General features: G+C 76.1%; 6 protein-coding genes. 1 reads left to right on the top strand and 5 read right to left on the bottom strand.

The window, feature by feature from the left end:
- Window positions 1–37: 37 nt before the first annotated feature.
- From ACFV0G_RS25730 to ACFV0G_RS25710, 5 genes are all read right to left on the bottom strand, one after another.
- Window positions 38–886 (bottom strand): sulfurtransferase, encoded by an 849-nt coding sequence (locus ACFV0G_RS25730; RefSeq protein ID WP_380552463.1) that lies wholly within the window; start codon window positions 884–886, stop codon window positions 38–40.
- A 77-nt stretch (window positions 887–963) separates the two neighbouring features.
- Window positions 964–1,611 carry a thymidine kinase gene (locus ACFV0G_RS25725; RefSeq protein WP_380552460.1) on the bottom strand — a complete coding sequence of 216 codons (648 nt, stop codon included), beginning with the start codon at window positions 1,609–1,611 and terminating at the stop codon, window positions 964–966.
- Between the two features lie 47 nt (window positions 1,612–1,658).
- A complete protein-coding gene (locus tag ACFV0G_RS25720) occupies window positions 1,659–2,819 on the bottom strand; it encodes an alkaline phosphatase family protein (RefSeq protein WP_380552457.1) in 1,161 nt (386 codons plus the stop codon).
- A 14-nt stretch (window positions 2,820–2,833) separates the two neighbouring features.
- On the bottom strand, window positions 2,834–3,424 hold the full coding sequence (locus ACFV0G_RS25715) for a DUF5998 family protein (RefSeq protein WP_380552455.1): 591 nt from the start codon (window positions 3,422–3,424) through the stop codon (window positions 2,834–2,836).
- A gap of 113 nt (window positions 3,425–3,537) precedes the next feature.
- Window positions 3,538–6,270 carry a GNAT family N-acetyltransferase gene (locus ACFV0G_RS25710; RefSeq protein ID WP_380552466.1) on the bottom strand — a complete coding sequence of 911 codons (2,733 nt, stop codon included), beginning with the start codon at window positions 6,268–6,270 and terminating at the stop codon, window positions 3,538–3,540.
- 270 nt (window positions 6,271–6,540) lie between these two features.
- Here ACFV0G_RS25710 and ACFV0G_RS25705 point away from each other — a divergent pair, with 270 nt between their 5' ends.
- Complete coding sequence (locus ACFV0G_RS25705) at window positions 6,541–6,819, top strand: HPr family phosphocarrier protein (protein WP_380552452.1); 279 nt, start codon at window positions 6,541–6,543, stop codon at window positions 6,817–6,819.
- Window positions 6,820–6,871 lie beyond the last annotated feature (52 nt).

Here is a 6,871-nt window from a genome sequence, read left to right as displayed (position 1 = left end):
CCGCAGCGGCGGGGCCCTCCGTCGTGTTCCGGCGCCCTCAGCCCGGCAGCGGACCGGTGGCGGCGGGCCGTGCCGAGTCGCCCGACCACTCGCTCCAGGAGCCCGGGTAGAGCGCCGCCGTCAGCCCGGCGCTCTCCATCGCGAGCAGCTCGTGGGCCGCGGTCACCCCGGAGCCGCAGTAGACGCCGACCGGCCCGCGGCCGGCGCCGAGCGCCGCGAAGCGCTCCGCCAGCTCGGCCGGGGAGCGGAACCGGCCGTCCGGGCCGAGGTTGTCCGTGGTCGGCGCCGAGACCGCGCCCGGGATGTGGCCGGCCCGCGGATCGACCGGCTCCACCTCGCCCCGGTAGCGCTCACCGGCCCGGGCGTCCAGCAGCAGACCCGTCCGGGCGAGCCCGGCGGCCTGCGCCGCGTCCAGGGTCGGCAGCTGCCCGGGCCTCGGCTCGAAGTCGCCGCCGCCCTCGGCCGGCTGCTCGGTGGAGACCGGCCGGCCGGCCGCGCGCCAGGCGGCGAGGCCGCCGTCGAGCACCCGGACATGGGCGTGGCCCGCCCAGCGCAGCAGCCACCAGGCGCGGGCCGCCGAGGTGGCCGGCCCCGCGTCGTAGACCACCACCTCGTCCCCGCCGGTGACGCCGGCCCGGCGCATCGCCGCGCCGAACACCGCGGGATCGGGCAGCGGGTGCCGGCCGGCCGGGCCGGGCGGCGCGGCCAGCTCGCGGTCCAGGTCGACGTAGCGGGCGCCGGGCAGGTGCCCGGCCGCGTACTCCTGCGCACCGGGCGGGCCGCCCAGCTGCCAGCGGACGTCCAGCAGCACGGGCGGGCGGTCGGAGCCGAGCGCGGCGGCGAGCTCGTCGACGGTGATCAGCGGGGAGGTTCCCGTGGATGTCATACCCGCCATTGTGGCCGAGCCGCGCCCCGGCCGGACGCGCCGCCGGGGACTGACCGCGCGTCAGCGGGCGGACCCGGTCAGCCCTCGAACGGCAGGACGTCCGGGGACAGCACCGAGGCCCGGGCCGTCGCGGCGGTGAGCCGGCGCCGGTGGTGGCGGCGGCAGAGCACCTCGTAGCCGATCTGGTCCTCGGCGACCGCGACGTCGCCGACCACCACCTGGGCGCCCTCGACGACCATCACCCCGCCCACCGTCCGGGCGTTGTGGGTGGCCCGGGCACCGCACCAGCACAGCGCCTCGACCTGGAGCACCTCCACCCGGTCGGCCAGCTCGATGAGCCGCTGCGAACCGGGGAACAGCCGGGTGCGGAAGTCCGTGGTGATCCCGAAGGTGTACACGTCGATGCCCAGCTCGTCGACCACCCGCGCCAGCTGGTCGATCTGCTCGGCGGAGAAGAACTGGGCCTCGTCGCAGATCAGGTAGTCGGCCTTGCCGCCCCCCGACAGCAGGTGGACGACGTACGCCTGGAAGTCGAAGTCGTCGGTCACCTCGACGGCGTCGGCGCGCAGGCCCAGCCGGCTGGAGAGGGTGGCCGCACCCGCCCGGTCGTGCCGGGTGAAGATGATCCCCTGCCGGCCGCGGGCCGCGTGGTTGTGGTCCATCTGGAGGGCCAGCGTCGACTTGCCGCAGTCCATCGTGCCCGAGAAGAACACCAGTTCAGCCATGGGTGGGACGGGGGCCTTTCGATCGGGGGCGAGCGGGGTGGGAGAGGTCAGGTGCGGACGTCGAGCAGCGGCACCAGCTGCTCGACCGGGGTCATCGAGCCGTGCAGGCCGACCATCGAGGACTCGCCCGGCTCGGCACGGGAGGCGATCACCGCGATGTCGTCCCGGGCCGCGGCGACCACGTCGCCGATCCGCGCCCGGACCCGGTCGTCCACCACCGGGCCGAACCACCCGGCCGCTATCGCCTGGTCGCGGGTGGCCACCCACATCCGGTCGCCGAGCACCTCGCTCCACACCGTGTGGACGTCGGCGGCGGCCCCCGGCACGGCGTACACGTGCCGGGCCCGGCCCTCGCCGCCGAGCAGGGCGACACCCGCGGACAGCTCCCAGTCCTCGTCGAAGTCGATCCGGTCCTCGGGCGCGATGTCGATCATGCCGTGGTCGGCCGTCACGTACAGCGCCGAACGCGGCGGCAGCTGCTCCGCGAGGCGCTTCGCGAGCCGGTCGACCGTGTTCAGCGTCATCCGCCACTCGTCCGAGTCGACCCCGAACCGGTGCCCGGCACCGTCGAGTTCGCTCACGTACGTGTAGACCAGGGCCCGGTCGTGCTCCGCCAGCCAGCGGGCCGCGAGGTCCATCCGCTCCTCACCGGTCGTCCGGCCGAGGAAGGAGCCGCCGGAGAGCGCCACCTGGGTCAGCGGGGTCTGCGCGAACAGCGGCGAGGAGACCTGCGCGGTCGCCACACCCGCCGCGGCCGCCCGCTCGAAGACCGTCGGGTGCGGCTGCCACTCGCGCGGCGGCACCGGCGGCTGCCAGCGCAGCTGGTTCATCAGCTGGTTGCGGCCGGGGATCCGCACGGTGTACCCGGCCAGGCCGTGCACGCCCGGGGTGAGGCCGGTGCCGACCGAGGCGAGCGAGGTCGCCGTGGTGGACGGGAACCCGGCCGTGATCGGGCTCGCGCCGGCCGTCAGCGAGGTCAGGAACGGCGCGTACTCGGGATGGCGGCGGATCAGCTCCCAGCCCATGCCGTCCACCAGGAAGACGCAGACCCGGTCGGCCGGCTCCAGCGGCAGACCGCCGCCGGCGAACCCGGGCACGCCGAGGCCGGCCGCCACGGCCGGCAGCAGATCGGCGAGCGAACCGCTGCCGTACGCGGGGACGGGGGCTTCGGACGGGTCGAGGATCTCGAAGGAGTCGTAACCGAGCATGCGGGGCGGCGGCCTCAGGCCCGGCCGGTGACGGTGGCCTCGGACAGCGCCCGGGCGAACACCAGCGCCTGGGCGACCGTCTCCGGACCGTCGCCGGCCTCGCTGACGCGCAGCGACAGGTCGTCGGCGGTCGCCGAACCGGTGTAGCCGTGGTCGGCGTCGCAGTTCGGGTCCGAGCAGCCGGCCGGCTCCAGGTCGAGGCGCTGCACCGCGCCCCAGCCGATGGTGAGCACGACCTCGCGCGGCAGCGTCCCCGGGGTGTAGGTCTCCGGGTTCGCCACCATGCGGCTGACCACCACCGAGTTGATCCGGTCCAGCCGGACGCTCTCGGTCGAGGTCGTCGCGTAGGGGACGGGCGTCGCGGCGTCGCCGTTCTGTTCGTCGGTGTGGCTGACCACGAACCGGGACGGGGTCAGCACCAGCACGGTCACGTGCCGGCGGACCTCGTTGGCGTCGAAGGTGGTCTCCTGGTGCACCAGGTACGACGTGATCGGCTCGGGGCCCACCGCGGACTCCACGGCCTCGGACACCAGGGCCGGGTAGTAGCCGCTGCGCTCGATCGCGGACCGCAGGTCCTGTGTCGTGGTGGTACCGGTCTTCGCCATGTCTCCATCCTGGCATGTCCCGCCGACGAAGCGGGCGGCGCTGCGCCGAGCTTCCCGGGGCCCGTCTCGCGGGGGCTGATCGCGCCGCGCGCGGGGGGCGCAGCCAAGCAAGGTTACAGGCTGCTCATGACCCTCGGCCCCAGATCGGTGCGCACCGGGAGCGGGGCGATCCGCACCTGCGCCCCGAGGACCGCAAGCCCGTGCGGGGCCACGACCACGGGTTCGAGATCGACCGCGGCGACCTCCGGCAGGTCGTCGACGAGCCGGGAGACCCGCAGCAGCAGCTCCTCCAGGGCGCCGGTGTCCACCGGGTCCGCCCCCCGCCAGCCGAACAGCAGCGGGGCGGCCCGGACCTCCCGGATCAGCGCCGCGGCGTCCTGGTCGGTCGCCGGCACCAGCCGGTGCGCCAGATCGCCGAGCAGCTCGGCCGGGGCGCCGGCCAGCCCGAAGCTGAGGATGGTGCCGGCCGCCGGGTCGACCGTGGCGCCGATCACGGTGTCCACCCCGCGCGGGGCGAGCTGCTGGACCACCAGCCGGGCCTGCGCCGCACCGCCGAGCAGCGCGTCCAGCTCCCGGTGCGCGCGGCGCAGCCCCTCCTCGCCGGTCAGGTCGAGGCGGACGCTGCCCAGGTCGGGACGGTGGCGCAGGTGCTCCGCGGTGGCCTTGAGGGCCACCGGGTAGCCGAGCTCGGCGGCGGCCCGCACCGCGCTCTCCTCGTCCGGCGCCGGCAGCGTCGGCCGGACGCGGATGCCGTAGCAGCCGAGCAGGGTGGCCGCCTCTCCGTCCGGCAGGGTGACCCGGGCGCCGCCGGGCTGGGTCCGCGCGGCCACCGCCTGACGGGTGTTCAGCGCGGCCTCGACCAGCGAGCGGGCCCGGCCCTCCTCGATCCCGTCGAACTCCGGGACCCGGGCGGTCCGCTCGGCCTCGGCGCTCTCCCGGCGCCAGTCCGCGTACCGGACGGCGTCCGCCAGCGCGTGCACGGCGCGCTCCGGCGCGGGATAGGCCGGGATCCGCCCGGCGCGCAGCCGGTGGGCGAGACCGCCCAGCGCGAGATGCGTGAGCAGCAGCGGCTTGCCCAGCTCGCGGGCGCGCTCGCCCGCGTCCAGCAGCGCCGCGGCGATCTCCGGATCGTCCTCCCGCAGGTCCACGCCGTCCCCGCCGGCCGGGCCGCCCTCCGGCGCCCCCTGCACCCCGATCGACGGGATGGCCACGGCGATCACGGCGTCCACCGCCGGGTCGGCCAGCGCGACACCGAGCGCGATCCGGAAGTTCTCCCCGGTCGCCGCGGTGGTCAGGTCGACCGGGGTGCGCGGGCGCAGCCCGCTGGAGAGGCAGGCGTCGTGCGTCAGCAGGCCCAGCGAGTCGGAGTTGCCCACCACCGCGACCCGGTCGCCGGCCGGCAGCGGCTGGCGGGCGAGCAGTTCACCGGTGTCGAACAGCTCGGTGATGGTCTCCACCCGCACCACGCCGGCCTGCCGGAACAGCGCGTCCACCGTGGCGTCCCGGAGCCGGCCCGCGGCCGGCTGGACGGCGTGGCCCGGCGGCAGGCTGCCCGTGTGCCGGGCTCCCTTGACCACCACCACCGGCTTGGCCGCGGCCAGCCGGCGCGCGATCCGGGTGAACTTGCGCGGGTTGCCGAACGACTCCATGTACATCAGTACGACCTCGGTGGCCCCGTCCTCCTCCCAGTACTGGAGCAGGTCGTTGCCGGATACGTCGGCCCGGTTGCCGACCGAGGCGAACGAGGAGACGCCCAGGCCCCGGCGGTGCGCCGCCTCCAGCAGTGCCACCCCGATCGCACCGGACTGGCAGAACACGCCGAACGGGCCGCGCTCGGGCAGCCCCGGGGCGAGCGAGGCGTTCAGCGGCCGCTGCGGGTCGGTGGAGACCAGGCCGAAGGCGTTCGGGCCGACCACCCGCATCCCGGCCGCCCGGGCCTGCCGGACGAGCGCGCGCTGGCGGTCCCGGCCGTCCGGGCCGGTCTCCGCGTACCCGGCGGTGACCACGACCAGGCCCTGCACCCCGTGCGCGCCGCAGTCGGCGACCGCCGCCGGCACGGCGGGCTCCGGGACGGCGATCACCGCGAGGTCGACCGGCCCGGGGATGTCCAGCAGCGATCGGTGGGTGGCGACCCCGTCCAGCACGGTGCCCACCGGGGCGGTGCGGTTCACCGCGTACACCGGGCCCGGGAAGCCGGCCAGGCTGCGCAGCAGGCCCCGCCCGACCGACTGCGGGTTGCGCGAGACGCCGACCACCGCGACCGAGCGCGGGGTCAGCAGCCGCTGGACCGACCGGGCCTCGGCGCGGTGCTCGCGGGCCCGCATCACCGCGAGCGAGGCGGCGGTGGGCTCCAGGTCGAACTCCAGGTGGACGACGCCGTCGGCGAAGCTGCGCCGCTGGGTGTAGCCCGCGTCGGTGAAGACCTTCACCATCTTGCGGTTCTCCGGGAGCACCTCGGCGGTGAAGCGCCGGATGCCGCGCTCCTGGGCGACCGCCGCGATGTGCTCCAGCAGCGCGGAGGCGACCCCGCGGCCCTGGTGGGCGTCCTGGACCAGGAAGGCCACCTCGGCGTCGGTGCCGGTCTCCGAGGGCCGGCCGTGCTCGTCGATCCGGTCGTAGCGGACGGTGGCGATGAAGCGGTCCCGGACCACCACCGCGAGCCCCACCCGGTTCACGTAGTCGTGGTGGGTGAAGTGCCGGACGTCGCGGTCGGACAGCCGGGGGTAGGGGGCGAAGAAGCGGAAGTACTTGGACTGGTCGGAGACCTGCTCGTAGAACTCGACCAGCCGCTCGGCGTCGCCGGCGGTGATCGGCCGGATCCGGGCCGCGCCGCCGTCGCGGAGCAGGACGTCGGCCTCCCAGTGCTGCGGGTAGCCGGGGTCGGCGTCGGCCGCGCCGGCCTCGGCCGGGCGGCCCGGGCCGTCCGGCGGCCCGCCGCCGTCGGGTCGTCCGCCCTCGTCGGGGCCTCGGTCGCCGTGGGTGCGGGGTGCCGTCCCGGAGTCGTCCACAGGCGTCAGATTATCCGTCCGCCGGGCCGTGCGCGGATCGGTGCCGCCCGTGCGACACTGGTCTAGACAACACGGCTCCACCCCCAGCACCACCGAAAGGCACGACCCATGGCAGAGCGCAGCGTCACCGTCGGCTGGCCCGAAGGCCTGCACGCCCGACCGGCCTCGATCTTCGTCCGCGCCGTGACCGCCGCCGGCGTGCCGGTCACCATCGCCAAGCAGGGCGGCACCCCGGTGAACGCCGGCTCGATGCTGGGCCTGCTCGCCCTCGGCGCGCAGGGCGGCGAGACCGTCGTCCTGGCCTCCGAGGCGGACGGCGCCGACGACGCCCTCGACCGCCTCGCCAAGCTCGTCCAGGAGGGCCTCGACGAGCTGCCGGCCGCCTGAGCCCGCTGCGCGCGGACCGTCGAAGGGGGGGGGCGCCCCCCCCCGGGCCCCC

It is taken from the genome of Kitasatospora sp. NPDC059571, from assembly GCF_042735675.1.
GTDB lineage: Bacteria > Actinomycetota > Actinomycetes > Streptomycetales > Streptomycetaceae > Kitasatospora.
Note: the sequence above shows the minus strand (reverse complement) of the source record. Positions and strands in the feature narration are given on the sequence as shown.